At 31.5% G+C, this 18,768-nt stretch carries 15 protein-coding genes; 4 read left to right on the top strand and 11 right to left on the bottom strand.

Translation table 11 applies throughout. The features are described from left to right. Window positions 1-80: 80 nt before the first annotated feature. On the bottom strand, window positions 81-1,340 hold the full coding sequence (locus tag BTM19_RS04825) for a putative glycoside hydrolase (protein WP_029378606.1): 1,260 nt from the start codon (window positions 1,338-1,340) through the stop codon (window positions 81-83). Window positions 1,341-1,752: 412 nt separating this feature from the next. Between BTM19_RS04825 and BTM19_RS04820 the strand changes: the two genes are divergently transcribed. Beyond that, the gene (locus tag BTM19_RS04820) at window positions 1,753-2,082 is read left to right on the top strand and encodes a hypothetical protein (protein ID WP_029378607.1); all 330 of its coding nucleotides are present in this window, start codon (window positions 1,753-1,755) and stop codon (window positions 2,080-2,082) included. 339 nt (window positions 2,083-2,421) lie between these two features. Here BTM19_RS04820 and BTM19_RS12950 read toward each other — a convergent pair whose 3' ends face one another. The 6 genes from BTM19_RS12950 to melB form a co-directional block, all read right to left on the bottom strand. Next, window positions 2,422-2,589 carry a hypothetical protein gene (locus BTM19_RS12950; RefSeq protein WP_156035522.1) on the bottom strand — a complete coding sequence of 56 codons (168 nt, stop codon included), beginning with the start codon at window positions 2,587-2,589 and terminating at the stop codon, window positions 2,422-2,424. 231 nt (window positions 2,590-2,820) lie between these two features. After that, entirely contained in the window at window positions 2,821-4,530 is a 1,710-nt protein-coding gene (locus BTM19_RS04815; RefSeq protein ID WP_038679283.1) for an ABC-ATPase domain-containing protein, read from the bottom strand. 263 nt (window positions 4,531-4,793) lie between these two features. Beyond that, window positions 4,794-5,147, bottom strand: a complete 354-nt coding sequence (locus BTM19_RS04810) for a hypothetical protein (RefSeq protein ID WP_029378609.1) — start codon at window positions 5,145-5,147, stop codon at window positions 4,794-4,796. 502 nt (window positions 5,148-5,649) lie between these two features. Next, a complete protein-coding gene (locus BTM19_RS04805) occupies window positions 5,650-6,864 on the bottom strand; it encodes an MFS transporter (protein ID WP_029378610.1) in 1,215 nt (404 codons plus the stop codon). Window positions 6,865-7,439: 575 nt separating this feature from the next. Continuing rightward, window positions 7,440-10,424 (bottom strand): glycoside hydrolase family 2 TIM barrel-domain containing protein, encoded by a 2,985-nt coding sequence (locus BTM19_RS04800; protein WP_058625618.1) that lies wholly within the window; start codon window positions 10,422-10,424, stop codon window positions 7,440-7,442. 14 nt (window positions 10,425-10,438) lie between these two features. Further along, window positions 10,439-11,827 carry a melibiose:sodium transporter MelB gene (gene melB, locus BTM19_RS04795; RefSeq protein ID WP_029378612.1) on the bottom strand — a complete coding sequence of 463 codons (1,389 nt, stop codon included), beginning with the start codon at window positions 11,825-11,827 and terminating at the stop codon, window positions 10,439-10,441. Window positions 11,828-12,000: 173 nt separating this feature from the next. Between melB and BTM19_RS04790 the strand changes: the two genes are divergently transcribed. Further along, window positions 12,001-12,840: an AraC family transcriptional regulator gene (locus BTM19_RS04790; protein WP_099265761.1), complete on the top strand. Its 840-nt coding sequence runs from the start codon at window positions 12,001-12,003 to the stop codon at window positions 12,838-12,840. A gap of 139 nt (window positions 12,841-12,979) precedes the next feature. Here BTM19_RS04790 and BTM19_RS04785 read toward each other — a convergent pair whose 3' ends face one another. Beyond that, window positions 12,980-13,810 carry a LysR family transcriptional regulator gene (locus tag BTM19_RS04785; protein WP_058625619.1) on the bottom strand — a complete coding sequence of 277 codons (831 nt, stop codon included), beginning with the start codon at window positions 13,808-13,810 and terminating at the stop codon, window positions 12,980-12,982. Between the two features lie 123 nt (window positions 13,811-13,933). On the opposite strand from BTM19_RS04785, the gene BTM19_RS04780 reads away from it, so the two are divergent. Continuing rightward, window positions 13,934-14,929 (top strand): YeiH family protein, encoded by a 996-nt coding sequence (locus tag BTM19_RS04780; RefSeq protein WP_099265760.1) that lies wholly within the window; start codon window positions 13,934-13,936, stop codon window positions 14,927-14,929. A gap of 149 nt (window positions 14,930-15,078) precedes the next feature. Next, window positions 15,079-15,450: a nuclear transport factor 2 family protein gene (locus BTM19_RS04775; protein WP_029378616.1), complete on the top strand. Its 372-nt coding sequence runs from the start codon at window positions 15,079-15,081 to the stop codon at window positions 15,448-15,450. Window positions 15,451-15,991: 541 nt separating this feature from the next. Here the strand turns inward: BTM19_RS04775 and BTM19_RS04770 are convergent. The 3 genes from BTM19_RS04770 to cntE form a co-directional block, all read right to left on the bottom strand. After that, window positions 15,992-16,297, bottom strand: coding sequence for a TM2 domain-containing protein (locus tag BTM19_RS04770; RefSeq protein WP_029378617.1), 306 nt, complete (start codon window positions 16,295-16,297; stop codon window positions 15,992-15,994). 208 nt (window positions 16,298-16,505) lie between these two features. Further along, complete coding sequence (locus BTM19_RS04765; RefSeq protein WP_172606475.1) at window positions 16,506-17,312, bottom strand: alpha/beta hydrolase; 807 nt, start codon at window positions 17,310-17,312, stop codon at window positions 16,506-16,508. A 261-nt stretch (window positions 17,313-17,573) separates the two neighbouring features. Next, complete coding sequence (gene cntE / locus BTM19_RS04760) at window positions 17,574-18,761, bottom strand: staphylopine family metallophore export MFS transporter CntE (protein WP_029378619.1); 1,188 nt, start codon at window positions 18,759-18,761, stop codon at window positions 17,574-17,576. Window positions 18,762-18,768 lie beyond the last annotated feature (7 nt).

Below are 18,768 nucleotides of genomic sequence, written 5' to 3'. Positions count from 1 at the left end.
CAACGTGCTGCTTCTTTTTATTAATACATATTTAATTTAAAGTGACATGATTGTATAAGTAATATTTTCACTTTGCTAGTTCACTTGTTATCTTTATCTTTGTCACTTTTTCCGTCTTTGTTATCTTTCTTTAACTCTGCTTTATTTTGGTCTAGTTTTTCTTTATTTGCTTCAGGAGTATAGTCTACGCCTTTAGAATAATCGTTGCCCGCGTTCCACAATAGATACTCATTTATGCCATGATCTTTAAGCGCTTGTACTTGGGCCTCTACAGCTTTACTATCGTATTCCATATATTTACCTTCACCTAAATATCGTGCTGTAAAGTCTTGTAGCCATGGACGAGACTTCGGTTTCTTATCACCTAATTTATTTAACACAGCTGTTTCTTTATCTAAATAATGATCAATTGCTTCATAAGGTTCCTTATCTGGCGCTTCTAATCCAAAGTCACCTGGACTCCAATGTGACGGATAAATCATAGATGAGATAGCATCTGTATTTTCTGCTATTTTAGGGAAACTTTGACCAATACCGGGTGCTTCTTCAACCATAGCAGCATAACCAAATACATCAGCTGATACCTCGGCACCGTATGGTTTTAATTCTTTACGAGCAGTTTTTAAAAATTGTGAAATTGTGTCTACTCGTTGATCAACATCACTTAATTTACTGTTTTTATATTTCCCTTTATCATACGTTAAACTACTTTCTACATTTTCAAATGCTTCCGGGAATCTTACATAGTCATATTGAATATCTCTAAAACCTGCTTTTGCAGCTTCTTTAGACACATTAATATTATAATCCCATACCTCTTTAACGAAAGGATTGACAAATTTATCGCCACCATCACTTTCCCAAACTGAACCATCTGCTTGTTTGAACGACCATTCAGGATGACTTTCTGCTAAATTTTTATCTTTAAAAGTAACGATTCTTGCAATAGGGTAAATATCTTTCTCTTTCATTTTATTAAGTAACGGCTTGGCATCCACAATATCTAATGTATGTTTATCGATTTCTTTATTACCAGTGTTAAAGTTTATAGTAACGTTCCCTGAATCATCTTTAACATCAATAACCATTGCATTTAAATCACTTTCATCGATAAACTTTGTGAGTTCTTCAAATTTTTCCCCGTTTGTCGCATCGGCACTTACATAAATACCTCTTACTCCATCTTTTGGATATTTCACATCATCACTACTTTTAGTAGCATGATTACCTTTACTTTCTTTATTTGCTTGATTGTCTCCATTTTTCGTATCATTGTTTGAACACCCAGTGATTAACAATGCACTAGTTAAAACAGTCGGTATAATCCATTTCCCCTTCATTTAGCATAAGCTCCTTAACTATTATGTATATTGCACTATTTAATTCATTTACATTCCAAGTTTAACTAATGCTCTTTGTATTGTAAACGTCTTTTTAAAAACATTATTCATTAATCGATATTTATGATGGTACAAAACACTTATCTATATGTTTGATATAGCGTTGTTTTATAGGTGTCAGAACAGTGCCTTCACACAACCCGATGACTGACCCCTTGTCTAATTAGCGCATATGCTTTTCTCAAGTAAGTAATAGACATTTTAAATGATGTTAAATTTTTTACTTATGAAGATGAGTATAGTTGAGGGGAAACTTTTTTAAGGAGGATGAAGAAGGCAAAATTTAAAAATCGTTCCAGCTTATCCACAATTATAAAAAGGAGCGTACTTCCACTTACTAGCTATAAATGATATGGCAAAAGTTTTATTCTATACAGCAAACAAGCAAGTATTAATTCGTAATATGCAGAAATTATGGAGACAACCTAGCAAGCGTTTTAATTATCAAAATACAATGATTGCTATGATTAATGGGAATCCAGCAGGCGCTATATCTTGCTTGCCTTACAGTGAGCTTCAGCAACAAACATTTACTACTGTGTGGCAAATTGCAAAAATTCAAAAACTTGCAGTTGAAAATACTACAGCGCAACGTTTATATACTCAACAAGGATACGAAGTTATCGGGCAATCTGGGGTTAATCATGCGAAAGTTTATAAGATGCGTAAAATGATTAAGTGATTCTCTTATTTTCAACTATTATTACTTTTTAATCATTAAATAATATATATAAATAATACTAAGTACTATAAAACTCATAAAAACCAAGCACATCGATAATATTAAATTTTGCTCAATTACAAGTATTGAGCATATAATAATAAATGTGGCACAAGTCAGGCAACAAATAAAAAGTTTAACTAAACGATTAACTTTATGTTTTGGGACCTTATCTGCTTCAATTGAGGCAATAATGTTAATATTCTTTGTCCTAAAAATATATATTGAATACGAAAAGTTAATAATTAAGCATAACAAAATAAGAAGAATATTTATTTTCATAATTGCAACCTTCCAAAATCAATTTGTTGATTCAGAGATATAAGAATATTCACGTTTTACATCCCTAGAAATCAAATACATTTTCAAGTCTTGTTTGGTGTTTGCTGTAAAGTATAACTGCCGTTCAATTTTTAACTGATTACTGTTCACTATCGATTCCCTAAACTTCACAAAAATATTTGTCATTTATAATATCACCTCTATGTAAAACTATTAATATAACTCACCTTAAATCTATCATAATTATTTATGTTAATTATAATATTTTCGAATCTTTAATTTTTGAACCTTTTAATTTAAATAAAAATACATAGTTAGCGTTATATTTATTGATGTGATGCGCGTATTATTACCTTAGTTATTATAATTTTAAAGGGTTGCCATCGTGATAGTTAACAATGACAACCCTTTTTATAATTAATCATTTTTCACTTTTAGTCCACGGTAACGATTAAGTGCTGCACAAAACTCTTGTTTTCTTGGCAGTGCTAAGTTACCTGGATGCCCATTAAATGATGATATTACATCTAACCCTTGTTCTTGAATAATTGCGTATAATTTATCTGCTGCTTGAGATAACGTATCTTGTTCATTTAACAAATGACTTTGATAATAATTTATCATTGCTGCTAAACATTGGGTTTGACTTGTATCCACTAATTGTTCCAAACCGGAAATATCGATAAGCTCTTTGCCATACAAAATGGAATAGCGTCCCTTAACTTTAAAACGGTTGTCTTTCCCTTTTTTAGTAAAACTCGATTTTAGCGGTACTCTAGCAGGTAGATTGCCAAAATCACTATTATTTGTAGCATTTGTCGTATTAACCGGTGTTTCAGCAATCGCTTTTGCATTTTCAGTAACATCTTTCAAGACATATTCATCCATCATTAATACTTGATCAGCAACCTCAAAATAATCACCTGAGCCACCTACAATTAAAATAGTCGAAACATTATAATCTTTATACAGTGGTTCTACCTTACTCGCAAATGGTGTGATAGGTTCTTTTTCCGGGGCAATCAATCGTTGCATACGGCTATCCCTAATCATAAAATTTGTAGCTGAAGTATCTTCATCAATCAATAATAATGATGTACCTGCTTCCAATGCTTCCATAACATTCGTTGCTTGGGATGTACTACCACTGGCGTTTTCAGTAGAAAATTGTTGCGTACCTTTATTTCCCGGTAAATTATTTATAAATGGGCTAATATTTACCTTCTCAATATGGCGACCATCTTCAGCTCTAATCTTCATGGCATCATGACATGTAATAACGTATTCTCTACCATCTCCGTCAATATGATTATAGATACCATGCTCAAGCGCTTCAAGCACAGTCGATTTACCGTGAAAGCCTCCACCAACAATTAAGGTAATACCTTTAGATAGCCCCATGCCAGTGACTGTCTTTCCACTTGGCACAGCCATTTGTACTTCTACATTTTCAGGACTTGTAAAGGCAACTGCATTAGGTAAATGCTTATCTGACACACCACTTTTGCGTGGTAATATCGAACCATTTGCAATAAATGCAACAAGATCTCTACGTTCAAGTTCCTCACGAATGTAAGCTTGATCTAGCATTAACGTAACCTGTGTATCTAATTTTGTATGATCTATATTTTTATAGAGCAATGATTCATTTACGATGTCGGGCAGTATTTCTATTAATGTACTTGCCGCAGCTTTCCCTAAAATTTTTCTTCCTGCCGCAGGTAAACTAATTTCAAGTCTTACTTCGATGTCCTGTTTATTGATTACTACCGCTGTACGTTCTAAAATTTCTTGACCACATTGATCTATAGCAATGTTTGATGCAGCTTTACCATTTTGGTTATTTTGCTTCAATGAACTTATACTTTCATTAAAAGTTCGCGCTAAAAAGTCTGCTACAGCGATGACTTTATCTTTAGTATCTAATAAATTGTTAGGGATATTTGCTATATCTCTGTTCATAACTACCCTCATTTTGGATGGAGGGGCATACGGGTCTACTTGTATATGGTCTATCGCAAGTTGAAACTGTTTGAACTGATATGTTCCTTTTAGTCGTTTATAAGCACCATATTTCTGTCCATCTAAGGATTTTAATATTTGTGCTAACTCCGTTGCATTTTTCAATAAAAAACCTCCTAAAGTGGTTTGACGAATTTTGTATATCCAAAATATTTTCAAGATAAGTATAAGATAATGAAATTTATGTGTACAATAAAATTAATATCATACGACCTTACATACCCAAAAGTTTTTCATCATATCACAATACTAATTTGTTTCATTACTTATAAATTAGAGCCATAGGTTTAGCCCTTCTATATCCACTATAAAAAACACTTCCGCTTATTTCACCTTTTAAAATGAAATCATGCGAAAGTGCTATTATTTTAATTTACTAGCATATATTTACTCGCTTCTTGTGTTTCTAAAAGCGTTAAATCTTTTGTTGCATCCATAAGCGAATCGAGTGATTTTTCAAAATAAATTATTGTGGCTTGATATAAACCATTGCCACAATCCTGAAGTGTCGTTCTCACATTGTCTTCACCAATCAATGCGATTGCTTTTTTAGACTTCTGTATATGTGCTTCTAAAGCTTCTATTGATACAACATCACTTTTCTCAATACAAAAGTAAACCTCTTCTAGATTTGTTTTTTCTATTCTTTTCAAGTAATGTGTGTTCATTGGTTGTAATTTATATTTTTCATTTTCTACATTTTCAATCGTAGATTTAAGCATAATCAAGCTCCTTGTCTGTTGTTCGTTATTATTTATATTTTCACTATTTAAATCATATATGCCATAGTTACTTTTCTATTATTAAGTCATTTGTTTTAACATTTCGCAGTACATCAATTAAGAAGTCAATGTTCTTATTACTTTTCCTCCTCTAATTTTAAAAAGTACTCGTCTACTCGTCAGTCTTCTTTAAAATTTTACGTTACATTCAATTGTGTATTTATACACCTCAAAATACACACAATATTCAATATAGTATAAATTTATACATAAATAAAGCGAAAATGTATTATAACTAATAAATTAATTTTTGTTAAATGAAATCTATACGAATTAAAATTTTCTATTATCTTCATCAAATACATATTAATCTTCTTTTAATAATCATTTTTTCAATAAATCAATTACTCCCACAATATTCTCTCCACAAAAAAACTCCCACTATTGCAATTAGTGAGAGGATCTCGCTTATATATGAAATTTTATAATAATCCGTTCTTTATTAATCAATTGTTCTATATACTTTAGAATTCATTAGAATAAACAACCAAACAACGATACTGGCTATGGCTGAAATTGCTAAAACATTAAAAATTGAAATATCCATTGTATTTAATCCAGAAATAACAACATATGAAATTGGATCGAAACCAGTCATTGCAAGGAATATTAAGCTCATCACTCTGCCTGTCACCTTTTCGTCTGAAAATTCTTGAGCCATTGTAATAAATGGAATATAAACTATTGTATACGTAAATCCTATTAAGAATAATAATACTATTTGCCAAATTAAACCTGTCACTTGTGTAAATGCCAAGAATATTAAAAGCATAGCTAATAATGTAAATAATGTTATTTTCCCTCTAACTTTAGTTAAAGTGACGATACTAAGTAATACTGTTCCAGATAGCATACCTACACCTAAGCTCGATTGTAAGTAAGTTAAATTGATAGGTGTACCTCCAGAAGCTTCTACTAATATAGGAATACCTACACTTAAAGCTCCCAAACCAAAAAAGTTAGCAGTAACAAGAATAATAATTCCTGTAATTAAAAAACGGGATGATTTTACGTAACGGAACCCTTCAATAATATCTTTAATCGGCGTTTCATTAGAACGTTCTGGTACTTCCGTTTCTTTAATAAAGGAAGGAAAAACGAATATTGCTGATAAAAATACAAAGATTAGAGCAACGTAGAAACTTGTTGCGATTGAAAAACTTTCCATAATCATACCTGCAACAATTGGTCCAAGTATAAATGATATTTGAGTACCACCTTGGAAAAGAGAATTGGCTCTTTGAAGTTGTGCTTGTTTAACTACTTTAGGGATCAACGATGTACATGCAGGACCAAAAAATGCATCCAACATACCAAATAAAGCAGCTAAAATCATTAAAGGAATTAATGAAAGTTGATTATTAATAATAAGAAAATAGAGGATCACCATAACGGCAGCTTCTGCAATATTTGAATAATACATAATCGTTGTTTTCTTAAATTTGTCAGCCACCATACCACTAAATGTCATCATCAGTAGTCTAGGCACCGTAGCCGATACTAATATGTAACCTAATGCCATCGACGATTGTAATTCTTTAACAGCATACCATGTAATCGTTGTTAAAATTGTACTAAATCCAATCATGGCAAAAATACCAGCTGCTAACATGAGCATGTATGTACGATTGAATATAAGTTTGTTAGATGTTGTCAATTTTATTCCTCCTATATTGCAATTAGATGTTGTCCATTTCTTGATATGTAATTTAATAGATCTTGATGCTCATTTAAATTGCTCATGTATGCCTTATCTATTCTATTTTAAAAGACAAATACTATAATTACACGTTTTTTATTATTAAATTTATTTAGCATGTTATAATTATAACAAAAATTATCTATATTTTATAATTTGTATTAGAGTCTTTTATTCTTCGGAGAAAAGTTTAAAATAATAAAACAATTTAGTTATAAATATATCAACTTAAAATTTATATACACATTAATACTTCTTCTAAAGCTATATAATATAAGTTGTTAATTATTATTTTTATCCTTCTTTTAGTCTCAGCATTTTCATCAAAATAACTGTCTGTTTTTGGCATTTTTAACGAAGTATTTCATTAAATTTCAGGCTATTATAATGGTGAATTTATGTATTTGGAAGGAGTAATGAGAAATGCAACAAGAATCAATACAACTTAGTAAAAATTGAATAATAGAAAACTGCCCTAGTTGACTATCATTAGTTAATTAGGGCAGTTATTATTTATATAATTTAAAAGTTACTTAGACAAATTTCAGATTAAAGCTAAACTCGATGTGTCGATTGTTTAATCGATATGCCTCATTTAATTCTGGACCACAACTATTTGAACCTATTCCACTTTGTGCATAATCGATATATAAATAGGTTTGATCTTCAGGTTCTAGTGCATCTTTATGAGTTGTCTCTGTCAGCTGTTTTAATGAATAATGCGTTGTATTAAAACTAAATGTATTGTCACTTGTCACGATGACCTTGTTACATCCATCACTAATTTCAACAAATGTAGTTTCATTATGACTTCCTGTCTCTTGGGGTCTAATATGGACTTCACCATTGTCTGTAACAGTCGTTCCAAAATCATCTAAATAATTGGCTACGCCTTTGTCTTGATAACTACTGAAAGGACCTTTGCCATAATATTTCACTTGTTCAAATGCTTTAGGTAAGGTCAAACCTAAACCAAATCGTGGTAAATAAGGTCCCTTCATATCTCTTTCTAAATCATAAGTTACATTAAGTGTGCCATTACGTTGAACATGCCAAGTTACTGTCCCAAATAGTACGGGAGGCACTGCGTCATTGACCATCGCTATATTAAAAATAAGACTGACCTCTGTCTCATTTTCTACAATTTGATAATCGTGCACGCGTGTAGTGATATCTTTATAACCAGAATAAGCCCAATCATCTTTTATATTCGTATCATTATCAGTCGGAGCTCTCCAAATGTTATTTGTTGTGTTTTGGTTAATTACTATATGATTATGCTTGAGAACTGACTCAAGGCTTGCATTATCTTTATTAAAAACGTACGTTTCACTTTTACCTACTGAAACTTTGATTAATTTATCAGTTTCAGTTACTAGAATTTCAGTTTCATCAGATTGCTCATTCTGTTCTTTCAATGTTCGACGTTGATATACGATTTGATCATGTCCTAATTCAAAATTTTCATGACGAAATATATCGTCATATTTTAATTTATATCGTAATATAACATCACTGATATGTTGTATATTAATATAATCGCTCAAATCAATTGTTTGGGCAGTGTGTGGCAAGAAGTTTGACAGAGGTATTTCACTTATCGTTTTTTCCCCATTCAAATTTGTCACTGTAGCCTCTACAAACATATATTTCTCTGCAGGTATAAAATCCAATTGGTTACGTAGCACGATTTTAAATTCTTCTTGTGACACAAGCTTTAATGGTCTATGCTCTTGTTTGAATTCATAATAACCTTCATGGGGCACCCTATTTGGAAATACAATTCCATCGACACAAAAATTTCCGTCATGTAGTTTTTCTCCAAAATCTCCTCCATACATGAAAATAGGATTACCGTCTTTCATGCCAGTTTGAATGGCGTGATCGCACCATTCCCAAACAAATCCTCCGATAAAGCTATCGTATTGCTCAACTAGCGTTTGGTAAGCGTGTAAATCTCCAGGAGAATTACCCATTGCATGAGCATATTCACATAAGATGAACGGTTTATCCAAATCTGGGTTACTCAAATAAGTCTCCTCAATTTCTTCAGGAGAAGGATACATTCTACTAATCATATCTATATTAGATAAATCATAGTGTTGTTGCTTGTCTCGATACAATGTACCTTCGTAATGAATTGGTCTTGTATTGTCTAGTGATTTTGCACGTGCTGCACCTTTGACCATATTTTTACCAAATCCTGATTCATTCCCTAATGACCAAGATACGATAGAGCTATAATTTTTCAGTGGCATAATAGAAGCTTCAATGCGCTCTATAATAGCCGTTTCAAATTTACTGTCGTCAGCTAAAATATTAAAATCTTTATTATTGTCTTCCCCATATAATCTAACAACACCATGCGTCTCAATATCAGCCTCGCTCATTACGTAAAAGCCATATTGGTCTGTCATTTCGTAAAATAATGGAGATTTTGGGTAATGTGCCGTACGAATGGCGTTAAAGTTCCCTTGTTTCATTAATTCTAAGTCTTTTTTAAAATGGGATTCCGTCATAACGTAACCAGTTTCTGGATGGCTATCATGGTAATTTGTACCACGTAGTTTGATGGATTGACCATTAATATAAAATTGATTATTTTGAATAGCCACTTCACGTATTCCAACTTTTTGTGTAATCACTTCTTGATCCGTCAAAATGTATAGTGTGTATAAAATAGGGTTTTCTGTAGACCATAAATGAGGATTATGGACATCAAATTGATATTCATTCACTCCAGATATGCTTGCTACCTCTTCACCCTTAGGATTATATAATTGAAATTCTACTGATTTCAGATTGTGTGCTCGTTCAATTTTTACATCTATCTGTGCTGCATTTAAATCGTCACTTAGATTTGTTTCTACTTTAAAATCATCAACACGTTCAGTTGCACGTTTCAAGATATAAACGTCTCTAAAAATGCCAGAGTGTCGAAACATGTCCTGATCTTCAAGATAGGTACCATCAGAATATTTAAGTACAAGTACTTCGATATTATTCTCACCTTGTTGTACAAAATTGGAAATATCAAATTCAGAAATAGCATGTGAAATTTGACTATAACCTATAAATTCATTATTAATCCATACATAAAACGCACTATCTACACCTTCAAAGTTCAAATGATAATCGTATTGTTGATCATACTCATCGATAGTGAATTTTCGCGTGTAGTATCCACATGGATTATCTTTAGGTACATATGGTGGATTAAAAGGTATTGGATACTGGGTATTTAAATATTGTATTTGATCATAGCCATATAAATTCCAAACTGATGGGACCGTTAGTGTTTTGCTTTCTTGTTTATTTGAATGATTTAGATATGCTTCGAGTGACTCAAAGTATTGAAAATACCATTCTCCATTTAACAATGTCGCATTACGAGTATTATACCTTGTTTCAAAATGGTAATCCGCTTCCCCTTGTTGATATGGTATATAAAATGCACGTCTTGGCAATAAATTAACATGTTGAACCTCTAAATTTTCGTGAAACTGTTGCTTTAACATAGATAACAACCCCTTTATTTAATTCTTTCTCTAAATTCTCTTTGGCGTTTATACTGTAATGTCTTTTCAATATCCGTTAAAAAGTCACCTTTTAAATTAAAGGCTTTGTGATATAAAAATGCGGCTAAACAAATGAATACAAGTGGTGAAACTAAGATCATTATTCTTAACCCGTTAATTGTTATAGCTGATTGTGCTTCATTTGGCGTATAACCTAAAATAGATAAACCTAAGCCGACGATTAATGCTGCTACTGCTTGAGAAGTCTTTGTTAAGAAGGTATTTGTTGATGTAATAATACTTTCATTACGCTGACCGAATTTAACTTCTCCGTAATCAATAACATCTGCTAATGAAACAGTTGTGATGCCGACCATAAAGCCTGAACCAATTCGTAATATCCCCGCTCCTATAATAATTAAAGTCATACTATGTGGCGCAATATAGCCAGATATCAAAATAATTAACAATCCAGAGATAATGCATATTATAGAAGTATTAAATGCAGCGGTTCTACCTACCCATTTAATAAAGCGTGGTAATAATAGTAAACCAACCATTTCGCATAAAATCATAGAATTAAAAATTGCAAATAAATGTTCTGCGTTAACTACATATTTAAAGTAATAAATAATAGAGCCATTTAATGTTTGTAAACATAAGTTAAAAGTTAGAAGTACTCCCATAATTGCTAATAATTCTTTGTTTTTAAATAAAATACGACCGATATCTTTAAATTTAACTTTAATACCTATTAGTTTTTCCATTTCTTGGTCCTCCGGTACTTTAAAGACCGTTACACCAATAGTAAATATAAAAATCAAACTACAAATTATTGCGAATATAAAAATACCAGTAGAATCACTACCTCCGCCGAAAATATCACCAAGTTTATGTATAAAGAATAAACCAAATGTGCCGACAGTAAATGCAGCTAAACTAGCGAAAAATCTTGGAATAACTGATAATTCTTCACGTTCTCTTGGATCATGAGTTAAGTTAGGAAGCCATGACCAATATGGTATATCCATCATCGTATATGTCATTCCCCAGGAAATATAAATAATCGATATATAAATGTACATTGCTGTTTGTGGTAAATCAAAATTAGTAAACAATAATACTGTTACTACAGCATTAATTAATGTACCTATAACAAGCCATGTCTTAAATTTACCAAAGTTATTTCTTGTATTATCAACAATCATTCCCATAATTGGATCGTTAATTGCATCCCATATACGTGCAACAAATAACATAACTCCAACAAATGCAGGAGATAGCCCTACTATGTCTGTTATATAAAACATTAGAAATACACTAACGATATTAAATATGGCATCCTTACCGATGGCACCGAATCCAAATGCAAATTTTTGTTTTCCTGTTAAATGTCTATTCATTACATTCACCTCTAAGTTAGTTCTTATTAAAACGCTTACATATATTGATTTTATTCTATCAGTAGTAAGTTCTAGTTATGAATAGCATAATGATGACGATATATGGCAAAATGTTTCATTTTCAATTAATATAAATATAAGTTCAAATATGTTTTTTAATTAAGAGGGATAACATGCAGGTATTATGGAAGAAATTTCAAAAAAAATTGATCGATGCAAATTTAGCCGAATGCGGTATTGAAATAGGCGTACCGAATGTAGGTTATAATTATACTGTTTTTCAAAAATCCGTATTACATATCGTAACTCAAGGAGAAGGTACTTTTAGTTATGCTGGTGAAACTTATCATCTAACTGCTGGAGATATTTTTTTGCTTGAACGTGGGATGGAAGTAGAATATAAGCCTTCATTTTCAAATCCTTGGACTTATTATTGGGTAGGCATGAATGGCAAACAAATATTAAATTATTTGTCTCGATGTAGTATTGTTGATAGTCATGTCATATTAGGCCAAGATACGACAGATATTAAAAATATAATTCAACTCATTTGTAAACTCTCTCAGAGTATTGAGTCAAACAATTCCAATGACATTCTAATTATGCAATATTTGTATCAATTAGTTTATACATTACAAGACAAGTTCCCTAAAAATTTTTCTGTTCAAGTTGATATTGTGAATGAAGATATACAGCATGCCGTTGATTTTATCAATACAAATTATCAAAAGCATATAACTGTTGAAGATGTTGCTAAAAGCGTAAATATTACACGTAGTCATTTATATAAATTATTCAAAAAGAATTTAGGTTGTTCCCCTAAGGAATATTTAACCTATATAAGGATGTATCACGCTTCACAATTATTAATACAAACGAGTACACTTATAAGTGATATATCAAGACAAGTTGGTTATAAAGACCCACTGCTATTTTCTAAAAATTTTACAAAGCATTTTGAAATTAGTGCTTCTGAATATCGGCACCATTTTTCAATTAATAACAAGCAATGAGCACTCACTCAATAGTATAGGTCCACGAAATCAATGACTTCCATTGGGTTTCTGACCTATGCTAATTGCTATTTTATAATTAGTGACAATAACTTCTACTCCACTTCTTTACTCCTAGTTTAAAAATACACCGTATGTCTTATTCCATATTTTGTTTTAATACGGATATAACTCGTTTCATTTTTTCATCAATATACTTATCTTTATGTAAAATTAAATAGAAGAACCTTTCAATATCTAAATTAATAACTTCAAGTTGTTCCAAATCTTCAGATGTTAATGTGGATTTCGATACAATGGAAAAACCATTTCCTGCATGAACCATACTCTTTATTAAACTTGTATTATTAATGACTACTAAATAAGGATTTAATGATAACTGATTCAAACCATTTTCTTGATATACACGAGTTCCAGAACCTTGTTCTCGAATAAAGCATGTCTCTAAATTAGACGAGCTAGATTTCTTTTTAATTAATACAATTTCATCTTGGGCGATTGGTGTACTTATAATCGCATTGTTCTGTATCTTTTTTTCTACGATACCAACATCAACGATATTATTTTTAATTTGCTCAACAATCGTTTCTGAATTATCCAAATGTACATGAATATGTAATTCTGGATACATTTGGGCTAATTTAGTAAGTTGTCGTGACAAACGATATTCACCAAATGTAAAACTGCTTCCTAGTTTTAAATCTCCAGCGACTGCATTGTTTTGCATTTTTAAATCTTGTCGTAGTGCTTGTTCTAAATAATTTCTTTGCAACGCATATTGGTATAGTTTCTCTCCATCACTTGTTAATGTCATTTTTGAGTGTTTAAACTCAAATACTTTTACGTTATAGTCATTTTCAAGTCTCTTAATATCTCTACTTATGGATGGTTGCGATGTATACAAATTTTCTGCAGCTTTTGTAAAACTTTGCGCTTTTACAACTTCAGTTAACACTTTTAGTGGGTCCATGTCTTATCACCTTTCATTATTTTACCTTTATTATAACGAATTTGTTATGAACTATATACCAAATATTTATTTAACGTTATAAATTTGTGGTGCTACACTTTTGGTACAAGGAGGAGACGGTACATGACTACATTTAACAATAAACCCTTTATTTTTGGTATATTATTTACGTTTATCATTGCTGCAATAAGCTTAATTAGTTCAAAACTGCCACTATTAGACAAGGTCGGTGCTTTGACAATTGCAATTGTCATCGCAATACTATTTAGACATTTTAAAGGTTATCCTGAAAGCTATCGTCCAGGCATTACTTTCGCATCTAAACGACTATTAAAATTCGCTATTATATTGTATGGTTTAAAGCTTAATATTTTTGATGTTATAGGAGAAGGTAGTACATTACTACTTATCGATGGTGGTGTCATCATTGTAAGTATTGGATTAATGTTATTACTCAATCATTATATTAAAGGAGATAAAGCTATCACATTATTGCTAGGTATTGGTACTGGCGTCTGTGGAGCAGCTGCGATTGCTGCTGTATCTCCAATTTTAAAATCACGAGAAAAAGACACAGCCATCAGTATAGGTATCATCGCATTAATTGGTACTCTTTTTTCGCTAGCTTATACAGTAATATATACCCTATTCACAATATCACCAGAGGTTTATGGCGTTTGGTCTGGTGTGAGCCTACATGAAATTGCCCATGTTATTCTTGCAGCAGATTTCTCGGGTGACACAGCTTTACGAATTGGCTTATTAGGCAAATTAGGCCGCGTATTCTTGCTCATACCTTTAAGTATTGTACTTATATTGGTAATGAACATGAAATCACAGGCTAGAAATACTAACCAACGTATCGAAATGCCTTATTTTTTAATTGGATTTGTATTAATGGCGATATTTCATACTTATGTACCTATACCTCAATTTATAATGCAGATAATTGAGCCATTGACAACAATTTGCTTATTGATGGCAATGGTGGCATTGGGGTTAAATGTATCATTTAAAGATTTACAAGATCGAGCGTTTAAGCCTTTAATCGGTGTCATCATTGTATCTACGATATTATCAACTATCACTTTTATCATTGCTAACTCTATTTATGGCTAAGTGCTTATTGCAAAAGATGAAGGGAAAATTAAATATTACTAAGCAAATATCTATACGACAACTCTAATTATATTTAAAATAATATTTTAGTAAGATGCTTGCTAATTGAAATTAGTATGTACAAATCAACTTATAAAGAGGGTATAGATATGAAAACATTAGATGCATATTTTATCTTGTTCGATGAAGCTAGATATAGTGACGAAAGCTTTGATAAGTTAAATGATTTATTTAACGATGATATTGAATTTGTGTTAAACCAAAAATCTTTCAAAGGCAAAGACGCATGGAAACAATTTGTTAAAGCTGTGTACCAAACAAATAAAGATTTAAAACACATGCATAATGGTTGGGTAGAACAAGAAGATGGCACTTTCAAAACACATTGGGCTATATGTGGAAATAGATTTGAGACAGGTGTTTATACGCAAGAAGGTATAGATATTGCAAGATTAGATGATGAAGGAAAAATAATATATTTAGAGAATCAACCTGAAGATAAAGCACTATTCTCAAATTAACTCTCTGACTGACAAGTTGTAAGTATGCTATATAGCAAAGTGACGTGAAACCGTCGTTCCACTATACGCACATAAAACTAACAAGATGCTATTCTGAAGGATCTCACTCAAGACAACCCTCACGGTAACCTCACACAACCCTAAGTCTAACCTCTACTGTAAATACTATAATAATAAAACCATTCACTCTTGTAATTAACAAACAGAGAGAATGGTTTTAATTTTATATAATCAAACATTTAAGAAACAAAAATCGCTTTATTTTTCACATTATCTATCTCTAACTTTTACGCTAAAGAACTAAACATTAATTAAGCAGACTAAGCCCAATGATAAGTGATATCTAGTAGAGTAGTGGGATTCAAATATATCTTAATAGAAGTTTATTGATAGAGGTATGCTTGTGTTATTCATATGTTTCACGAGAAACTTTATAGATAGCAGTAAATAGACTCCAAATTTAATTTGTTTTTATTCAAACAAAAAGTGAAGAAATCTATTGAATATAACTTCTTCACTTTGTAATGATTTTAAATTTTACTTACTTATTTTTCATAAATTTCACTTCAGCAGTGGCTTGTTCTCTTATAACTTGTTGATTTTTATGTTTCCAACTTGGTATAAGAAACGCATCTATAATAACCCAGATAAAAGTTGGAATCCCAAAAGTCCACCAAGAAACTAATAACGTTAACGCGATTAAACCTATAGCAGATCCTGTTTTTCCAAAATAAAACCTGTGAGCTCCAAAACTACCTAGGAAAAACCATAGAAGATAAGCTATTCCAGCTGATTTCGAACGATTAGTAACTTGTTGTTCAATATAAGATTTTTCGTCTAAATTCATTACATAGTCCCCTATTCATTTAATTTTATTTCATATAAACATACTAACATAATAAGAATTATATTAGACTGCTATTTTCAATAAATAATCAAAAATTTATGTTACTTCAATAATCATTTTCCAACAATTTTACTAATATAATTGTTTCATATATTCACTATTAATTTTTGTTTTATAAATATCTGGCGTCTTTATAAAATCTGTTAACTTAATCATCTTGTTTCTCCCACAAAAATTCGATAAATTCTTTAGCAAGTTCTTTATTTTCGTGTAACTGGCTGTGTTGAGCTGATTTACCCTCGTACTTAGACTCTTTATAGCTTTCTGGACTATCACCAAGTAAATATTTTAATGATTTTGATGAACTATTAGATACACGCCCATCAGAATGAGTACCATCTTTCAAATCACCAAATATATTTAAAACGTCGATATTTTTACCATTATATACATCTTCAAGTTGTTGTAGTTCTTGATAAGGGGGATTCATACGGCTTGGTTTACCATTAGCATCCACACTAATTTCGTTCACCTTTTCATTCATATTTAATACACCATTATATGTCCCAGCAATATTCACTTGCTTATTCAATTGAGGTAACGATGAATCATTCCCATACGTCAGCATGTATTGAGCAAATGATAAATTACCCATAGAATGACCTACAAAATTAAACTTTTTAATGTCGTATTCACTTTGCAATTTCGTTAATACATTTTTAAACCATTTTGCATTTTCATCAAGATCACCTTGCTTATTATTTGCTAGCTCAATTTGTATGATAGGATTTGTTGTATCTGTTTTAAGTTTGCCTTGTAATTCAACATCTCCATTTTTAGATACAATCGCTGTAATCACATCTTTCGTAACACCATTTTGTTTAGCTTGCTTAACCATAAATTTTTCTGAATCCGCACTTCCACCGTAGCCATGTAGAAACAGTGTTGGTATTTGACTATTAACAAAATTTGAGTGTCCAGACTTTTCCATCGCAGATTGATTTTGAGTAAACATCTTTATAGTAATAACTGCCGCTATAATAACAATAACTATAATACATATGACCCAAATCCATAACTTCCTCACTACAATAACCTCTATTCTGTCATTTTGTTTTAAGTATAAAGTATGTTAATAAAGATTTCCTTATTATTTATTTGAATTTCCAAATTTAAAACGCTATAAAATGCCTTTTCCAAGCAATTTATAGCGTTTATTATATATAATACCTCTATAATTTTAAACTTAATCAATGAACCTTTTTTAGAATCCACGTTAGCTCGACTTATAGGATATAGGATGTTTCATCGCACTTAAAAACATGACGCCAATCACAAGTAGAGCACAAATAATATACATCCATTTAAATCCTAATAAATCAGATAGTGGTCCCATTATGACACTTCCCAAAGAAATGCCTAAATCTGCACATGCAATAAACAAACCCAATAACATGTTACGCCCTACTTTAGGTAAGACAAAGCTTAGATAAGACGTTAATGTTGGGTATACCAAAGCTTGTGTGATACCGATTAAGATTGCGCTCGCATAGAAAATTACGACGCCTACTTGCGGGCCAAACGCCACAACAAAAGATGCAATCATCAGTAGCGATAACACAGTTACCATAAATTTTGGATGCCATAATCCATCCGATGGTATATATTTCCTTAAATAAAATCTTGCTACAACCACTGCTATAGCTTGAATAGTTAGGAATATACCCGCACTCGCAAAGCCATAATTCACAGTGTACAACGGAATAAAAGTACTTACCGCACCGAATACAATCGATGCTACAATCATGATTAAACCACTATTAAACAACTCTTTATTTTTGAAAAACTGGGCAAATACCGTAATAGCATTAAATGATATTTTTTCAATTTTATGAGAGGTATCCGGTTCTTGTTCGGTAATTGTGACACGATAGCCAAAGAACGTAGTGGATAGCGCAATAAAAATAATAATAATCGCAAAAATAGATATATTGTCAGCGTGCCAAATACCAATAGCTATAAGAGGACCAATCAAATTGGGAATTGTCGAAAATAGTGAATACAACGAAACCCCTTCTGAACGGTGCTCTTCTGGTAAAGCATCAATAATTCCTAGTTGTAATGACATCGAGAAGAACGCTGTACAAACACCTTGCATCACACGTGCTAAGAAATATCCTTCTAATCCAGTAAAACCGTATAAAATTAATGCAATTGCATTAATAATTAAAATGATGCGTAATACTTTAATCGGGCCAACACGTGCAATAATTTGCCCTGCCCAAGGTCTAAATACCATAGCAGTTAACATATAAGCACCCATTACAATACCGATAACCGTATTTGTAGCTCCAATATCATGTCCTCGTAATGGTATAAAGACATTCAAAATAGCGTTAGCACTAAAAAACATTAATGTTAGTATATATAGTCTCAAAAAAGGCCATGCCATAGCACCTTTCATCGTCTCA

The sequence above is a fragment of the Staphylococcus xylosus genome (genome assembly GCF_002732165.1).
Lineage (GTDB): Bacteria > Bacillota > Bacilli > Staphylococcales > Staphylococcaceae > Staphylococcus > Staphylococcus xylosus.
This window is presented reverse-complemented; position numbering and strand designations above follow the sequence as displayed.

Coding starts and splice junctions, on each gene's coding strand:
- BTM19_RS04770 (WP_029378617.1), bottom strand. CDS start 16,297: ATGAATTTAGACGAAAAATCTTATATTGAACAACAAGTTACTAATCGT.
- cntE (WP_029378619.1), bottom strand. CDS start 18,761: ATGAAAGGTGCTATGGCATGGCCTTTTTTGAGACTATATATACTAACA.
- melB (WP_029378612.1), bottom strand. CDS start 11,827: ATGAATAGACATTTAACAGGAAAACAAAAATTTGCATTTGGATTCGGT.
- BTM19_RS04820 (WP_029378607.1), top strand. CDS start 1,753: ATGGCAAAAGTTTTATTCTATACAGCAAACAAGCAAGTATTAATTCGT.
- BTM19_RS04765 (WP_172606475.1), bottom strand. CDS start 17,312: ATGTTTACTCAAAATCAATCTGCGATGGAAAAGTCTGGACACTCAAAT.
- BTM19_RS04810 (WP_029378609.1), bottom strand. CDS start 5,147: ATGCTTAAATCTACGATTGAAAATGTAGAAAATGAAAAATATAAATTA.
- BTM19_RS04775 (WP_029378616.1), top strand. CDS start 15,079: ATGAAAACATTAGATGCATATTTTATCTTGTTCGATGAAGCTAGATAT.
- BTM19_RS04785 (WP_058625619.1), bottom strand. CDS start 13,810: ATGGACCCACTAAAAGTGTTAACTGAAGTTGTAAAAGCGCAAAGTTTT.
- BTM19_RS04780 (WP_099265760.1), top strand. CDS start 13,934: ATGACTACATTTAACAATAAACCCTTTATTTTTGGTATATTATTTACG.
- BTM19_RS04825 (WP_029378606.1), bottom strand. CDS start 1,340: ATGAAGGGGAAATGGATTATACCGACTGTTTTAACTAGTGCATTGTTA.
- BTM19_RS12950 (WP_156035522.1), bottom strand. CDS start 2,589: ATGACAAATATTTTTGTGAAGTTTAGGGAATCGATAGTGAACAGTAAT.
- BTM19_RS04800 (WP_058625618.1), bottom strand. CDS start 10,424: ATGTTAAAGCAACAGTTTCACGAAAATTTAGAGGTTCAACATGTTAAT.
- BTM19_RS04790 (WP_099265761.1), top strand. CDS start 12,001: ATGCAGGTATTATGGAAGAAATTTCAAAAAAAATTGATCGATGCAAAT.